The 16,667-nt window shown below is 41.2% G+C and carries 14 protein-coding genes and 1 rRNA gene; 2 read left to right on the plus strand and 13 right to left on the minus strand.

All coding sequences use genetic code 11. From position 1 onward, the window contains the following. Window positions 1-166, minus strand: a 16S ribosomal RNA gene (locus tag DET59_RS06425); the annotation flags it as partial. A 340-nt stretch (window positions 167-506) separates the two neighbouring features. Here DET59_RS06425 and DET59_RS21580 point away from each other — a divergent pair. Further along, window positions 507-683 carry a hypothetical protein gene (locus DET59_RS21580; protein ID WP_181778077.1) on the plus strand — a complete coding sequence of 59 codons (177 nt, stop codon included), beginning with the start codon at window positions 507-509 and terminating at the stop codon, window positions 681-683. An 83-nt stretch (window positions 684-766) separates the two neighbouring features. Here the strand turns inward: DET59_RS21580 and DET59_RS06430 are convergent, their stop codons facing one another. After that, window positions 767-1,267: a GNAT family N-acetyltransferase gene (locus tag DET59_RS06430; protein ID WP_113968799.1), complete on the minus strand. Its 501-nt coding sequence runs from the start codon at window positions 1,265-1,267 to the stop codon at window positions 767-769. Then, the gene (locus DET59_RS06435) at window positions 1,248-2,177 is read right to left on the minus strand and encodes a DMT family transporter (RefSeq protein ID WP_113968800.1); all 930 of its coding nucleotides are present in this window, start codon (window positions 2,175-2,177) and stop codon (window positions 1,248-1,250) included. The genes DET59_RS06430 and DET59_RS06435 overlap by 20 nt, the downstream gene beginning before the upstream one ends. Window positions 2,178-2,279: 102 nt before the next feature. Here DET59_RS06435 and DET59_RS06440 point away from each other — a divergent pair, with 102 nt between their 5' ends. After that, window positions 2,280-2,972 carry an MgtC/SapB family protein gene (locus DET59_RS06440; protein WP_113968801.1) on the plus strand — a complete coding sequence of 231 codons (693 nt, stop codon included), beginning with the start codon at window positions 2,280-2,282 and terminating at the stop codon, window positions 2,970-2,972. A gap of 43 nt (window positions 2,973-3,015) precedes the next feature. Here DET59_RS06440 and DET59_RS06445 read toward each other — a convergent pair whose 3' ends face one another. From DET59_RS06445 to DET59_RS06490, 10 genes are all read right to left on the minus strand, one after another. After that, a complete protein-coding gene (locus DET59_RS06445) occupies window positions 3,016-3,747 on the minus strand; it encodes an MgtC/SapB family protein (protein ID WP_397540921.1) in 732 nt (243 codons plus the stop codon). A gap of 107 nt (window positions 3,748-3,854) precedes the next feature. Further along, window positions 3,855-5,726, minus strand: a complete 1,872-nt coding sequence (locus tag DET59_RS06450; RefSeq protein ID WP_113968802.1) for a PTS fructose transporter subunit IIABC — start codon at window positions 5,724-5,726, stop codon at window positions 3,855-3,857. 13 nt (window positions 5,727-5,739) lie between these two features. Next, window positions 5,740-6,651, minus strand: coding sequence for a 1-phosphofructokinase (gene pfkB, locus DET59_RS06455; protein ID WP_113968803.1), 912 nt, complete (start codon window positions 6,649-6,651; stop codon window positions 5,740-5,742). Beyond that, window positions 6,648-7,400 carry a DeoR/GlpR family DNA-binding transcription regulator gene (locus DET59_RS06460; protein ID WP_113968804.1) on the minus strand — a complete coding sequence of 251 codons (753 nt, stop codon included), beginning with the start codon at window positions 7,398-7,400 and terminating at the stop codon, window positions 6,648-6,650. Before DET59_RS06460 ends, pfkB begins: the two co-directional genes overlap by 4 nt. A gap of 308 nt (window positions 7,401-7,708) precedes the next feature. Next, window positions 7,709-9,685: a lipoteichoic acid synthase gene (ltaS, locus tag DET59_RS06465; protein WP_113968805.1), complete on the minus strand. Its 1,977-nt coding sequence runs from the start codon at window positions 9,683-9,685 to the stop codon at window positions 7,709-7,711. Between the two features lie 422 nt (window positions 9,686-10,107). Continuing rightward, entirely contained in the window at window positions 10,108-11,115 is a 1,008-nt protein-coding gene (locus DET59_RS06470; RefSeq protein WP_113968806.1) for an ABC transporter permease subunit, read from the minus strand. A 1-nt stretch (window position 11,116) separates the two neighbouring features. Further along, entirely contained in the window at window positions 11,117-11,974 is an 858-nt protein-coding gene (locus DET59_RS06475) for an ABC transporter permease subunit (protein WP_113968807.1), read from the minus strand. A gap of 218 nt (window positions 11,975-12,192) precedes the next feature. Further along, the gene (locus DET59_RS06480) at window positions 12,193-13,683 is read right to left on the minus strand and encodes a C40 family peptidase (protein ID WP_113968808.1); all 1,491 of its coding nucleotides are present in this window, start codon (window positions 13,681-13,683) and stop codon (window positions 12,193-12,195) included. Window positions 13,684-13,834: 151 nt separating this feature from the next. Next, complete coding sequence (locus tag DET59_RS06485; RefSeq protein ID WP_113968809.1) at window positions 13,835-15,220, minus strand: Mur ligase family protein; 1,386 nt, start codon at window positions 15,218-15,220, stop codon at window positions 13,835-13,837. Window positions 15,221-15,235: 15 nt separating this feature from the next. Then, window positions 15,236-16,660 (minus strand): Mur ligase family protein, encoded by a 1,425-nt coding sequence (locus tag DET59_RS06490; protein WP_113968810.1) that lies wholly within the window; start codon window positions 16,658-16,660, stop codon window positions 15,236-15,238. Window positions 16,661-16,667 lie beyond the last annotated feature (7 nt).

Consider the following 16,667-nt stretch of genomic DNA (forward strand, 5'->3'; position numbering starts at 1 on the left):
GCCCCGGTTTCCCGGAGTTATCCCAGTCTTACAGGCAGGTTACCCACGTGTTACTCACCCGTCCGCCGCTGACTGATGGGAGCAAGCTCCCATCAATCCGCTCGACTTGCATGTATTAGGCACGCCGCCAGCGTTCGTCCTGAGCCAGGATCAAACTCTCCGATAAAAGTTTGAATAGCTCTTTAAAAATAAATCTAGAATTAACGTTGACGTATTGTCTTGTTTTGTTCAGTTTTCAAGGTTCAAGGCTTGTCCGCTCCGCTCTGAAGCGACTTTATTAATATAACATATCTTTCATTCTCGCGTCAACAACTTTTTTCATTTATTATTTCAAAATGTTGTTTGCTGCATCAGCGACGTTTATAAATATAACACGCTGTTAATGTTATTGCAATATATTTTTAAGGAAAACTTTAAAAACTTAATCAATCACTTCATTGTTCTGTTTAACAGCAAACCTCCATATATATTATTACTACGCATTCCTGAAAGGAGACCTTTTTTTCATGCTTACCAACGTCGCATTATCTCTATCATTCATCATGGCTGTATATCTGTTTGCGTATTCATATGTACAAGCTCTTAAGATAAGCGAAAGCACTACTCCTGTAAGAGGAATGACCTTCATCTTTTCAGTCGTCATGGCGTTTGTGTTTTCTGGTTTTACATACGTATTTTCTTGAGTGAAAGGATCTATTAACGTTTAGTCTTAAGCAAATTTAATAAAGGAGTAAAGGAGCGAAATGAACGCTTCCTTTACTCCTTTTTAATGCAGTTCCAGCAGCAACCCTTCTTCCTGGTGCGACTCACCGCCAATCGTTAATTTCTCTTCCTTAATGAGTGCAGGCTTTAAGGCATAATAGAAATGTTTCGATGGATTCTCTTTCAACACCCATATCCACATAGAGTTGTATCCTTGTTTTTCAAGACCTGCAGCGGCAATTCCGAAGAGCTCTTTCCCGATGCCTTTACCTTGATATTCTTCTAGAAGATAAATGGCATATAATTCCCCTTCGTACTCCCCTGAACGCTCTTTCCCAAATGAAACAAAGCCGACGATTTTCCCATCCTCCACTTCACATACATACGTATGATGAGATCCGGAAAGGATTTGTACCCACTCTTGTTCTCTTTCTTCTATTGATAAAGACTGAAGATATTCGTGTGATACGATTCCTTCGTACGTCGTTCTCCAGCTATGGACGTGTACGTATGCTAACCCGGGTGAGTCTTGGAGGTTTGCCTTTCTAAAGCGGAAGTTCTTCACTCTTTTTCACCTCGTTGACTTTTTGGACCATCTTTTTTAACTTCCTTTCTTCTATTAAGAAGAAGGTAACGCCGATGATAATGACAAGACCGCCGACCACTTGAGTCATCATCACTTTTTCAGCTAAGAGCCAATAAGCAAGGATTGAAGCGCCGATTGGTTCAAAGAGGATGGCCATTGAGATGGTTGAGGTGCTTAACCACTTCAGGGACCAGTTGAATAATGAATGACCTAATAGTGTCGGGATGATGGCAAGCAATAGAAAGTAGACCCAATCCTCTTTCGGATACGGCCCAAGGCTTTCGGAACGTATCATGACATATAGGAATAAAACGACTGAGCTGATCGCATAGACCAAATACGTGTAGGTAATGAGGGACAGTCGTTTTCTTATCGTCTGCCCGAATAACAGGTATCCTGTTACAAGAGCGCACGCCACCAAGGCTAATATATCTCCCCATAGCGCGCTTCCGCTTATTTTAAAATCTCCCCAGCTTATGATGATACTCCCACTAACAGCTAAAACCGCCGAGATGATGGCTCTCCCTGTTAATTTTTCCTGAAAGAACAAGTAAGCCCCGATAAAAGCGAATAATGGCTGCAATGTGACGAGTACCGTAGAACTGGCAACCGAAGTATAATTTAAGGATTCAAACCAGAGTATGAAGTGAAAGGCCAGAAAGACCCCGGCTAAAATGGAAAACATCCAATCTCTTAGAGTAATAACTTTCAGTTCCTTCACATACTTTAAGAAAAATACAGGGGACATTAATAGAACTGTGAAAAATAACCGGTAAAAGGCCAACACACCTGCTGGTGCACTCGATACTTTTACCAGGATGGCAGAGGTTGATACGGAGATGACTCCGATTGCGAGTAATAGATACGGATTAACCTTTGTGTCTGACATGACAAACCTCCTGATATGTATTCGTTACTCCTATTTTATAATCAGCAGGGTTAAATTACTACATGAATTTTCAGGGATAAATGTAGAACTGGAGGGGGCTTGATGGAACTATTAGATACGACATTCATGATAAAGCTGGGAGTATCTGCGGTATTAGGGTTAATCATTGGGCTGGAGAGAGAATTAAAGCGAAAGCCTGTAGGTTTAAAGACGTCTCTCGTTATATGTATCGTGAGCTGTTTATTAACGATTGTCTCTATTGAGTCTGCTTATATTTCTGAGGGATCGGATAAAGTAAATATCACGATGGATCCTTTGCGACTGGCAGCTCAGATTGTTTCAGGGATTGGTTTCTTGGGGGCAGGTGTCATTTTACGAAGAGGGAATGACAGCATTTCCGGGTTAACGACAGCAGCTATGATCTGGGGAGCGGCAGGAATCGGAATTGCTGTTGGAGCCGGTTTCTACATGGAAGCTACGGCAGGTGTGATTCTCTTGATAGTCTCCGTCGAAGTGGTGCCTATCATTATTACGTATTTAGGCCCGAAACGATTGCGGGAAAAAGAGCTGTCCTTACGTGCTACGATCTTGGAGAAAAAAGAGATCAAATCGATCATTGAACGAATCAAAGCTGAAGAAATTTCTATTGAAAATATCCGGATCAAAGACTTAAAGAATCAGCAGCACCTTTTGGAATTGAAAATCATTGTGGACTTCAGAAAAAAGACGGTAGACATTTACTATACGATTTCAGAAATAGAAGGGATAAAAGATGTGGAAATTGAAAGCTTATAAACGTTAAGGAATGAGGATGCATGAATTACACCCTCGTTCCTTTTTATTTTTTGTGAAGCTGGAACTTTTTCACACATTCTAAATCTTGGACAACTTCCAACACTTCATTAAACTGAAGGGCACTTGGAGTTAGTATAAGAAGGGAGTATTTAAAGGCATCCACCCCCTCCATTTCATCTCCTTCTTCAATTTGGTATTGAGTGATCTCGATTCCATGATCATGAAGGGCATCATTTATTGACGTGATATTCCCCTTTCCTTTTTGCACGACCAGACTAAGGAGAAGCAGCTTCTTATGCTTCACTTTTTCCTTATAAAAGCTTTCCAGGTTGTTCAAGAAAAATAATGTTATCACAATCACCAGGGTCGTAAAAATGGCCAGGTAGTACATCCCAATCCCTACTACCAACCCTAAGCCTGCAACAACCCAAATACTGGCGGCAGTGGTTAAACCTCTAACCGTCACACCTCCATGGACCATAATCGTTCCCGCACCAAGAAAGCCGATTCCCGAAATAACATAGGAAGGAATCCGACTTGGATCAAAACCAACTAATTGAGGGTGTTCGTCTAAAAACGGTTCGAATCCATATAAGGAAACAAGCATCAATAAACAGGAGCCTACACCTACAAGAATATGAGTGCGTAAACCAGCCGGGTGATTTTTAAATTCCCTCTCTATACCAATTAAGCCGCTCAGTAGAACGATTAACATAATACGAATAAGAGCAGTGTAAAACTCATCTGGAATCTCCAGAAATTCTATCATCTCCATAGCCTTTCCCCTCTCCATCATCTACCTATACTTTTTACCTGGAATGAACCTTTTAAAACGCAAAAATCAAAAAAAACCAGGCGGAGATCACCTGGTTCTTTCATGAATCATTTAATCGGCTTCTTTAATAACCCAACCATCACGGCTGTAATGACAGAGCCAATCAGTACTGCTAACAGATATAACAATGGATTCCCTTCCACTACCGGGAATACAAATAATCCACCGTGGGGGGCAGGTAAACCAATCCCAAAGAACATCGCTAACGCTCCTGCAACCGCAGAACCTGTCACAATAGAAGGGATGACCCGGAACGGATCGGCTGCAGCAAATGGAATCGCTCCTTCTGTAATAAAGGATGCTCCCATAAAGTAAGCCGCGATACCCGCTTTTCGCTCATTATCATTGAACTTCTTTTTGAATATTGTCGTTGCCATGGCCAACCCCAGCGGCGGTACCATTCCGCCCGCCATGATGGCTGCATGGGGAGCAAGGTTTCCTCCTTCAATCATGGCAATCCCGAATGTAAAGGCCGCTTTGTTGATCGGACCTCCCATATCGACTGCCATCATTCCACCTAGAACCAATCCGAGTAGAATCAGGTTCCCTGTCCCTAATCCATCCAACCAGTTTTGAATACCCGTATTCACTGCACTCAGTGGCTCCACCAGGAACTGAAGCATGATGAATCCAGTAATGAAAATTCCCAGCAACGGATAGATCAATACCGGTTTGATCCCTTCCAATGAAGGAGGAAAATTGTTTGTTAAACGCTTGATTCCGAGAACCACATAACCTGCTAAGAAACCGGCAATAATTCCACCTAAGAACCCGCTTTGACCCGTTGCAGCAATCAACCCGCCAATCATACCAGGGGCAAATCCAGGTCGATCGGCTATACTCATGGCGATGAATCCCGCTAAGACAGGAACCATTAAGTAGAAGGCATTGTCTCCGCCGATTTTCATTAGCATGGCGGCAAATTCATTGTACTCAGGAGAATCAGGATTCGCTGACTGAATGCCGAATAAGAACGAGATCGCAATCAGGATCCCTCCACCTACAACGAATGGAAGCATGTTGGAAACACCATTCATCAGATGCTTGTAAAAGCCTGACTTTTGTTTTTTCTCAGGACCAGCATGAGTCTCACCAGATTGCTCTCTACCTTTATATATGGACGCCTCTTGTTTCATAGCTTGATTCAATAATTCTTCAGGACGTCTAATCGCTTCAGCCACAGGAACTTCAATCACAGGCTTTCCTTTAAATCGATTCATTTCCACTTTCGTATCGGCAGCTACGATTATAGCTAAAGCATTTTCAATTTCTTCAGAAGTTAAGACGTTCTTTGCTCCACCGGAACCATTCGTCTCTACTTTCAGATTCACACCCATTTCTTTCGCTTTGGCTTTCAGAGCATCTGCTGCCATATACGTATGAGCAATCCCTGTAGGACATGCCGTTACAGCCAGGACCTTTCCTTCGTTTGTGGAAGCTTCAGCAGGAACCTCTTCCTCTTCCTCTTGATCATGAACATTAATAATCTCTAATACTTCTTCTTTTGATGAAGCATTCAGTAATGCTTTGCGAACATCGGGGTCCATCAACATAGAAGAAAGACGGCTTAACGCTTCTAAATGTGTTTGATTGGCCCCTTCTGTTGCTGCAATCATGAAGAACAAATGAGCAGGAGTCCCATCGAGAGATTCATAGTCCACTCCTTCTGCTGATTTGCCGAATGCAATAGCAGGTACTTTAACTGCTGATGTTTTCGCGTGTGGAATGGCGATTCCTTCCCCGATACCCGTCGTACTTTGAGCCTCGCGATTAAGAATCGCTTGCTTAAATTCTTTAGGATCTACTAGGTTCCCGCTTTTATCCAATACGGAAACCAATTCATCAATAACGCCTTTTTTGGATGTAGAAGATATATTTAGCTGAATCGTATCTTTCGTTAATAATTCAGTAATTCTCATGTTTGTTTCCCCCCTATTTTTTTGTAATCTGAATTTCTTCAAATAAGCTTCCCACTTGTTTCGATGAGCAAAGACCGATTGAATAAGCTGTGGCCGATCCAGCCGAGGTTCCTAAGCGGAATGCATCCTCAATACTCCATCCCCTTGATAGTCCCGCAAGGAATCCGGCAACGGTAGAATCTCCTGCACCCACCGAGCTTTGCAACTCTCCACTTGGCACGGAAGAATACAATACCTCTTTGCCGGTCAGTAAGAGGGCACCTTTTTCCGCCATTGAAACCATCACGTTTTCGACTCCGCTATCCTTCAACTTCTTTCCATAGTGAACCGCTTCCTCAACTGACTCAATCTTCACATCAAACATCTCCCCCAGCTCATGGTGATTTGGCTTGATCAAGAAAGGATTCAAAGAAAGAACCGGTTGAATCAAGTTCTTCTCCGCATCGATAATCACTTTCGTCCCTTGTTCCTTACATTGTGCAGCAATCTCCTGGTAAAATGATTTAGGCACCGATCCAGGTATACTCCCCGCCAGAACGATCATGTCTTCCTCTGTTAATGAAGATATTTGCTGGAGTAACTTCTGTATATGTTCATCACGAATCGAAGGTCCACTACCGTTAATTTCCGTTTCATCATCAGACTTAACCTTTACGTTGATTCTTGAAGCTTCATCAACCTCTACAAAATCAGTTTGTATGTTTTCTTTTTTTAAAAATTGTTTAATGTACTCACCGGTAAATCCTCCTGCAAATCCAAGAGCAACGCTTTCTACATTCAGTACATGCAAAACACGGGAAACATTGATCCCTTTGCCTCCGGGAAATGCACTTTCTTTCTCACTTCGGTTTAGACCACCTTTTTGAAAGGAGTCAAGTTCCATAATGTAATCGACAGAAGGGTTCAGTGTTAAGGTATATATCATGGTGTCACAACCTTTATCGTAGTTTGTTTCAACATTGCCGTATCGTGTTCCCCGTCCAATGCGTTCGTTATAATCATGGCTTTATCAAGATCCACAATTTTGCTAAAAGCGATTTCCCCAAACTTGGAGTCGTCCGTTAAAAACATCGCTTCCCTCGATAACTCAATTGCCATCCGCTTCACTTGGGCCTCTTCGGGATCCGGGGTCGTGAATCCATATTGAGCATGAACCCCGTTGGCTCCCATAAATGCTTTATCAAATCGATACTGCTGTAAGGATTCCACCGCTCCACTTCCAACCATCGCTCTTGTCACAGGCTTAACGTATCCCCCTATCATATACGTTTTAAAGCCTTTTTGAATGAGTGTGTCCACATGTGTCAACCCGTTCGTTACCACCACAATATCCATTTGCGGAAGATGATCGATAAGACTCAAGGTCGTCGTACCGGCGTCCAAAAAGATGCAATCGCCCTCTTCTACCAGGGAAGCAGCATATTGACCGATGGATTGCTTTTCATGAAAGCTTTTGGATGATTTTTCAGAAACGCTCAATTCCTTTAGTTTCCCTTGAAGCCTCGCAGCCCCACCGTGGATTCGTTTCAGAAATTTCTCTTGCTCGAGCTGTGTTAAGTCCCGGCGGATCGTTGACTCAGAAGCGTTCGTAACATCCACAATCTCTTGGATTTTTATCGCATCTTTCTCCTTCAATAAGTCTAAGATGATTCGATGTCGTTCCTCCGTTAACATAGCACTCTCCTACTTTCTCCGTTTCTTGTTACTTTCATTATAATGAGAACGGTTTCAAAAATCAATCATTTTTAATCAAAAGCAATCATTATCTATCATTAAACATTCAAAACCGATCATTTGTTTATCCGTAATGTTTCTCTATTCATTCTCCTGTTAAATTACAGTGGATATTTGCCTGTTGAATTTCAACGATTATTCAGCTGTTGAACTTAAATCCTACAGAGCATCCTTCGACCCGAACAACAAAAAAAGCAAGCTCCCTCTCACCGGCATCGGTGGAGGGAGCTTGCTTAAAGTTACTTGTGTTATTCGTGATTTTCTTCTTGGGAATCAGGATCTTCTGAGCTTTTTGGATTCGGATTGTTATACTGATAATCCGAGCGATCTATCGGTTTGTATCCTTCAGGTTTATAGAAGCGAAGTAGATCTTCATAAACCACTTTATCGGAAAGCTCCAGACGTTTGTTCGCTTCCTTACTTGCTTCTTCACATGCTTTGTTTTCTTCTTCTACAGGTTGACCTGTTTCGTTATCGTAGCAGACTCCTTTGATTTCAGAGTACTTATCTGTAATGACATCACCATTACGGAAAGGTACGATTTGCTTGCGCTCTTCAGAAAGCAGGTCCTGACCAAAGCTTAGATAATCTTTTGTTTCCACTCCAAGAAGGTGCATAATCGTAGGGCGAAGGTCAATCTGTCCACCATACGTATGATTAACTCCACCCTCTGCGCCAGAGTTAAGAATCAACAATGGTACTCGTTGAAGCTGAGCACTTTCATAGTTACCCACTTCTTTACCTAATACCTCGGACATCGCTTTATTATGGTTATCAGAAATTCCATAGTGATCACCATAAAAAACGATCATTGTATCTTCATATAAACCTTTTTCTTTTAAATCATTCACAAAGTCTTCCAACACCTGATCCATGTAATGAGCAGTTTGGAAATATCGATCCACTACACCGTTACCTGTTTCACCCTGAGGGAAATTAGCATCTTCCTCATGGCGGTCAAACGGGAAGTGATTGGATAGCGTAATGAATTTTGTGTAAAACGGTTGTTTTAAACTTTCCAGCATCGGAATGGAATCTTCAAAGAATGGCTTATCCTTTAATCCATAAGGAAGCTGTTCTTCCGGATTACTCATATCATAATACGTTGCATCGAAGAACTCGTCATACCCCATTGAACGGTACATCTCAGAACGGTTCCAGAATGTTTTGTAGTTACCGTGGAATACCGCTGACGTATATCCTTCTCCCTTTAGGATCGAAGGAGCTGATTGATAAGTGTTGTTGGCATGTGTCATGAATACAGCACCTTGAGGAAGAGGGAATAACGAGTTTTCAATAATAAACTCAGAATCCGATGTTTTCCCCTGACCTGTTTGATGGAAGAAGTTATCGAAGTACATCGCTTCTTTATTATCGACTAGAGAGTTCAAGAATGGTGTAACTTCCTCTCCATTTAACTCTCTGCCAATCATGAATGTTTGCATTGATTCCATGGAGATGTAGATAACGTTTTTCCCTTTTGCTTTACCGAAGTATTCAGGATTTGGATCTACTTTATTGGCTTTTACGTAATTTTCAACTTCTGAAACTTCATTGCTGTCAGCCATAGCACGCTTAGCAGACGTTTTAGAGTTTTGAACAATATCATAGATCGTAAAGTTATGCGTTCCAAGATACTTTACCAGATAGTTACGGTCGAAACTGCGAGTCAATAATTCAGGACGATCGATGTTCGCTAATCCTAAGTTCAATAAGAACACAAGGACTGCAGATGTCATGACCGCAAATACTGAACGGAAGCGTAATTTCTCCTGGGGCTTCACTTTCTTAAGAACCATTAATCCAATGATGATGAATAGATCCAAGAAATATAAAATATCGATCGGGCTGATTAATTCAAGTGCACTGCCACCAAGACCGTTATTCGTTTTCGCCTGTAAGATGACTGGTACTGTAATAAAGTCATTAAAGAATCGGTAGTAAACGACGTTCGCATATAGAACGAAGGACATTAGCAAGTTAATAACGATAAACGCAATATATCGCCCTCTGCCTTTCCAGAATAATGCGAAGGCAAAGAATAATAGCGCTGAACTTAAAGGGTTAAAAAATAAAAGAAAATGCTGAAGCGCATTTTGTATTCCCAGGTTAAATTCAGCTAAATATACGGCATAAGTCTTAATCCAAAATAGTATAACGACTGTAAAGAAGAACGATAACTTCCCAGTACGCGTATCTTCTAACTGTCTTTGTAAGAAGTTCATGCTTCATCACCTTTTTAAATTGTATTTATTTAAAACATGTATGAGTGAAAGTTTATTAAGAATTTGTTTAGCAAATGTAAATTCATTTGAATCAACAACGAGTATTATAACAAAAAATAATTTCATGTGTATAACATTTTGTTGTGATTCGTAACAAAAATATTTCATGGGAATTCGACATTCCGTAAGATACGCGGCAGAAAGCTTGGGCTGGCAAAGCTTTGCCCTTTTTGAACGATTCGTGAACGCCCCAGACTTTCCCAATCATGTGGATATATATACTAGAAATGTTAATAGTGTTTTTAAATTGTTTACTCAGTGTAAACTTATTCCCCGATTTCCCCTTACACAAACCTGTTGATAAGATGAAATTTTTACCACAATCTTTTGTTTTCTTCCTATACTATTATGCACAATCCCCTCTACATTTTTACCTTTTCAAAGTCAGCCGGCACCGGTGAATCTTTTCTTTCATTTAAAGTACGATAAGCCGCTTTGAATTTCTTTCTATAATAAGAGTGGCCGCTCGTTGTCTGGACATAGCCCTCAATCATCAATGAAACAGATAGCATTGTGGCAGAAAAGAAAAGAATCGGTGTCAGTGGTACCCACGGTGCTCCTTGAAGGTATCGGAAGGAGTCCCCGATCAGTCCCGACCATTCGTAGGTGATGGATCTAGGAGGGTCATTCACCATTTGGTAGTCCACATCGGTTCCCCCGAGGAACAGGGTCAGTAATCCCAAATGAATAAAGATGATCAGGGTCTGCATGAATTGCTGTCCAAATACGATCACAAGCTTTTCTTTCATTCCGGGTAAAATATGTTTGAAAATGATCCGCCATTTCCCCGCTCCAAGTGTTTTCGCACTCATGATGAATTCCTGTTTGTAGAGCATAGAGACTTCGTTGCCAAACAGAGCTGATAATATGGGAACAATCAGGAGGGTCAAAATCAATATTTCAATGATGAAGCGTTCAACAATCGAATTAGGAAACCCTCCAAACGGTTCCCAAAGAATCGGTTCCAACAAAAAATAGGCAAGTATCGTTAAGGGGATGTAATGGAAGGAATCGATCCAGCCATTGATGTATTTCTTATACTTCATCAGGAAAGTCCCGAGAATGAATCCGATCGGGAGCGCCAATAATACACGTAAAAAGGCAATCACTAATGCGGTTAGTATCGTGTACTTGGCACCGATGAAGATCTTACCGAGCATATCAAGTCCCTGGGGATCGGTTCCAAGTGGAAATAGCCATTTCGGTGAAATCGGGGAGGATTCCACGACAACACCTTCAACACTAATGAAATACAATCTTCTTACTTCATTCCCCCACACCAGCGAATACATAAAACTGGACACGAGCATGAAAGCTATAAACGTAAATCCGATAAGAAATAATGGATTCTTCCACACACTTTTCTTCATATTAGATTTCCTCCCCCTTATTCGCTTTTTTAGAGAGAACGATTTCCCCCACTGTATAGAACACAAACAAAGGAATGAAAATGGAAAGTACCGCAATGGTAAACATTTTCGGCTGCAGCGTCGACTTTAAGAAGCGGGTTATTCCGGCTATATTGAATAGCAGTTCCAGCACAAATAAATTAGAGAGCATATACCAGATGGTCTTTTTTGATTGAAAGAACACGGAAATAACCGCATTCCTTAAAATATGAAAGGTCAAAATCACCAGTTTCCCGAGTCCAATGGATCGTGCCAATGTGACATAGTCTTTTCTTTCTTCCGTCTCAAATGAAAGAATGGACATCCGAAACAGCTGAACAGTGGGCAGAATCGCCAAAACCAGAACCGGCAGAAGAAAGGCACGTTCCATATCAACTGAAGCAATTTCAAAAAACAATATCCCCGTATGTTTATAAAGAGTGAGTACAAGTAATTGAGCACTCAGGATAACCAGTACATCCGGAACAGATTCGAATAAATAAAACATGAACTTGATTCGATTTCGGTTTTTTTGAGAAAACAACATGGTGAGGATCGTGAGGAGAATACTTAAGAAGCCGGCCAGAAGAAAAGCAGAAAACAGCACGAGTAACGAGTAGGTGATCGGCTCCCATAAATAAGGAAACAAGTCGCGTTCCTTTTGACCACCGATGATGACATATGTTAATTCCCCCGGGTGAAGCAGGGCAAATACGATTTCTTTAATGGACTGCCAATACGCCTGCAACCTCAATTCGCGATGGCCGATGCCTGAAAGGAGAACGGGAAGTCCACCTATAAAAATAATGCCTATGATGGATAAGAAGAATTTGAGTAACATACCGCCAATACCCCTCAATGCTTTGTCCTCCAATTAAATTAATTATTTTTAATAGTATCATATAACATTAGTCATTATACATATTTTTCCTTTATTTCAAAAACTCTTTTCCTAAGTATCCAAAACCAAAAAATGACCGAAATCCCCTAAGGGACTCCGGTCATTTTAGACTTAAACTCTAGAAAAGCTCTTTGAACGCAAACGTTTCGACGCTTTCACTATCGAATGATTCTGCGGGCTGTTACGTAATTTTCTTGATACCAGCTTCTATCCAGGTCTCTCTTAACTACCCCCACGCTCTTGCCGGCAGACATGATTACTTCATTGTTGCCTACGTAAATCGCGGTGTTAACAATCTTTCCATTACTTGAAGAATTCGAGAAGAACACTAAGTCGCCTTCCTTCAATTGGGATTTGCTAACGTTTTGGCCTTTAGTTGCTTGACCTGCTGCCGTTTTATCCTGAAGATCGATGCCGTTCTGTTTAAATACATAATAAGCAAGTCCTGCACTGTTGAAGCTCATTGTACGTTCATCATAAGAGTATCCATACTGAGCCTTATCCATTACATTTTCTGCCAGTCTTGAAACTTCAGCGCCTTTATTTTGGACAGGAGCAGGCTTGGCTTCAGTGTTCTCTGGTTTTTCTTCAGGTGCTGCTGGTTGAACATCCGTCTCTGGTTCAGGTTTTTCCTGAGGGGCAGAAGGTGCTTGTCCATCAGGCTGGGCTTCCACTGTAGGTGCTTCAGTTTCTGTCGTTTCAGTATTATCTTCTGAATTAGCTGCTTTCACATCAATCACCCGGCGCGCTGTAACATAATGTTCGTCGTAGTAGCCGTTAAGAATAACGCTCTTCTTGATTCCTGATTGAGAACCGGCAGCGTGGACGATTTGATCATTTCCTGCATAAACACCTACATGAACGATCTTTCCGTTACTTGAATTGTTTGAAAGGAACACAAGGTCACCTTTTTGAAGGTCTTGACGTTTAACCGGTTCACCCAGTTTTGATTGTTCACTCGCTGTTTTTGATTTAAGGTCGATTCCTACTTGCTTAAACGAGTAATACGTCAGTCCTGCACCATTGAAGGTCAAGGTTTCTTCATTATAAGGCGTACCATAGGAAGCTTTTCCAATTAATCCTTCCGCAATATCAACGACCTTTTCCCCAGTGGATGAAGTTGCTTGATCAAACATAAAGGAAGGAAGTACACGGCGTGCTGTTTTATAGTTTTTCTGATAATATTCTTTTCCGTCCAGGTCTGAGATAAGAATATCATTCTCTTCGTCTGCCATATGAATGATCTTGTTATCGCCTATATAAATTCCATTATGAGTCACAGGATCATTATCATTCGGATTTGAGTCAAAGAAAACGATGTCTCCCTTTTGAAGCTGATCCTTTGGTACATACTCACCTAATTGAGCCTGTACGTTTGTATCCCTTGTTGCAAGGTCGATACCGTTCTGTTTGAAGGCATAGTAAATGAATCCACTGCAACCAAATTGATGTGGGGGATTATAAACATATCTTTCGTATGTCGCTTTACCTATTAAATTCTTCGCGGTTGATATAATATTATCAGCTTTCTGCTCTACCTCAGCTTGTTGGGGAGCTGTCGCTGCATTTGCTTGCTGCACAAATGGAATGGACACAGAGCTGAACGTCAAAGCAACTGTGCAAACCGCTGTTGTCATTAATTTCTTCATGTTTCTACCTCCTGTGAATAAAGTGAAATTTTCTAATAATTATCCACAGAAAGTATAACATTGATTTTCACCCGAAAATGGATGTAATAATTGCCAAGGATGCGGTGTCATACTTGCAGGGGTAAGTGAATAGGACTTTATTCCCACCTGATTATTCTTTCATTTTAAAAGACCTTGCAAGCCCTATTAATTCTGTATCCATCATAGAACCCTTAACCAAAAGAACGGTTTTTTCATCTAGCAGACTTTCGACATACCCCTTTACAAGGGCGGCGGAAGCGGTTGTATACACTTCTCCTTTAAATCCATACTTTTTAGCGTGATTTGCTATATACTTTGTATTTTTCCCGACTGCAATGAAGATATCGATTTTTGTAGATGCAATTAATTTTCCCAAATCATGATAAACTTTCCTTACATGACTTCCTAAATAGGCAATATCGCCTAATAATAAAGCATTTGTTTTATTATTTCCCAGAGTTTCCAGTACTTGAATGGCTGCAGCGACTGATGTTGGATTTGAGCTCCACGTATCATCGATGATCATAGAGGCATTGATGCCCTCTTCCACCTGGAGATGCCGTTCCAGATTCTTAAACGCCCTCATCCTTATAACAGCCTTCGAAAGGTTCAGGCCGATTTTATGGGCTGCTGCAAGAGCAAACAGCGCATTGTAAATCTGATGCTCACCAAAGCCCGGTAAATACGTTTTGTAAGTCCTCTCCTTATGATGCAAAGTAAATGACATTCCGTTCTTCTTGTAAACAATATCACTTGCCCGATAATCAGCACTTTCACTTGTTCCACAATAAATGATATCGCCTGAGAAACCTGTGAGTGATATTTTTTGTGTGTTTTCATCCTCGCTGTTTAATATAAGAGTGCCACCTTCCCTGACACCTGACACGATCTCGGATTTTGCTTTAATATACCCGTCTAACGTCTTGCACTTATCCAGATGATCGACACCGATCGTCGTAATGATTCCTATCGTGGGCTGAAACACCTTACAATGATAGTGAAGATTGCCCGGACCGTTCAGACCCGTTTCAAACACGGCCGCATCTGTATTTTCATCGATTCCCATGAGATATTGGAAGGATTTCCTGGTGGCATTCCTGCTTCTGATGGTAGATTGAATGGAATGTGTGGAGGATAAAAGGTGGGAAAGCATTTCTTTCGTCGTGGTTTTTCCACAAGTACCGGTGACTGCGACGATCGGCAGTTCAAATAAATGCCGGTAATACCGGGTAAAATCCCAGAAGGCGTCATCTGCATTTTGAACCCTTATCATACCTGCAGCTTCTATATTCTTCATCTCTTCATCGCTTTTATCGGTTACGATGATATAAGGCGAATACCTTTTGACCTTATCAATCTGAAAGGCTTTCTTTTTCTTTAAAAAAATTAACGTATGTTTCTCTTTTATTCTGTGTAAATGTGAAACCATCGCATCCTTCACGATGAAATTTTCATCCCCGTATACGAGCTCTCCGTTCATCACACCGATTAACTCTTTCAGTGGCAGAGGTTTCATTGTCTCACTCCTGTCCTAATGCAATCGTTCATCGTGTTGCTTCCTTTCCATTTCATCTTTCTTGATGATTTGTTCTTTAAGGTCCATTAGATCATGATCTGTATTTGAACACTTAAACAAGCATGTACTATCAGGTGTTAATAATGAGCTGACCTTTTGATAGACGTCGTGTATATTTAAACATGGGTATACTTGGATGCGCGTGTTTTTTTCTGCTACTCGTTCTGCGACTCTTTTTGCGTTATGTCCATAGGTTATCAGAACATCTATGCCTTGCTCCGAGATCATCTCCCCAACTTCTAAATGAGTTTTTGTCGTGTGATCTCCCAAGCGGCCGATATCTCCGATCAACAGTATCTTCTTCCGGTCGTACGCAATGGATTGCAGAACTTTCAATGCTTCTTTTAATGCTCCGGGAGTTAAACTCCATGAATCATCAATGATAGTAGAATCATTGATCCCCTGCTTCACTTGTAAGTGTTTTTCGAGTACATGAAACGATTGTAATGCGTTGATGGCATCGGTGATATCCACACCCACATCCAGTACAGCCCCGATCGCTGCCATTGCATTATAAGCCTGATGCTCACCGTGACAAGGCAGAACCACGGAATATGGTTTGTATTGATAGGTCATCGTGAACGTGGTTTGACTTGAATCCACTTTAATATCAGTAGCTCTCAAATCTGCCCCGGTAGACTTCCCAAAGGAAACCAGCTTCCCCTTATAGTCTTTTAATGGAAGGGTTGCTATATGTTCATCGTCTCCATTTACCAGTAAAGTCCCTTTATTCTTTAAACCTTCTATGATTTCTCCCTTTGCCCTAACATAATTCTCCAATGTTTTGCATTTATCCAAATGAAAGATTCCTATGTTCGTGATGATCCCGATGGTAGGCTGGAAAATATCACAATGATATCGAAGGTTACCGGGAGCCCCCAAGCCTGTTTCGAAGACACCAACGTCTGTATCCTCATCGATTCCCATCAGGTATTCGAAGGATTTCCTCGGCGCATTTCTGCTTCTTATAGTGGACTGAACGGAATACTGTTTCTTTAAAATATGAACAATCATGTCCTTTGTCGTTGTTTTACCATCCGTTCCCGTAATGGCTATAACGGGAATGCTGAATAATCTTCTATAATATTCAGCAAACGCAAAGATGGCCTTTCTGATATTCCCAACTTCAATCACCGCAAAAGCTTCCTGATATTTCTCCCTGCTATCCCTGGCATCACTAATGATGACAAAGGGTTCCAGATGTTTTATTTTTTCATAGTTGAATGGCTTCCTTCTATCTAAAAAGATCATCGTATGGCTCTGGATGATGGAATGGAGATGATAAATGATCGCATCTTTCACCTCTAGATCCTTTGAACCAAGAACCAAGCGTCCTCCCACCACCTCTATTACTTCCTTCAGCTGTAAACGTTTCACCATTCACCCC

This window comes from Rossellomorea aquimaris, assembly GCF_003315075.1.
GTDB lineage: Bacteria > Bacillota > Bacilli > Bacillales > Bacillaceae_B > Rossellomorea > Rossellomorea aquimaris_C.